Here is a 255-nt window from a genome sequence, read left to right as displayed (position 1 = left end):
CCGTACCGCAAACCGACACAGGTGGGCAGGATGAGAATTCTAAGGCGCTTGAGAGAACTCAGGAGAAGGAACTCGGCAAATTGACACCGTAACTTCGGGAGAAGGTGTGCCTCTGTTGGTGTAGGACCTCGCGTCCGAAGCTAGTAGAGGTCGCAGAGAATAGGTGGCTGCGACTGTTTAACAAAAACACAGCTCTGTGCCAACACGAAAGTGGACGTATACGGAGTGACGCCTGCCCGGTGCTGGAAGATTAAA

1 rRNA gene is annotated in these 255 nt (G+C 52.9%); it reads left to right on the top strand.

The annotated features are described in order from the left end of the window. Window positions 1–255, top strand: a 23S ribosomal RNA gene (locus tag ACZ9XP_RS18015); the annotation flags it as partial.

This window comes from Vogesella perlucida, assembly GCF_979366545.1.
Note: the sequence above shows the minus strand (reverse complement) of the source record. Positions and strands in the feature narration are given on the sequence as shown.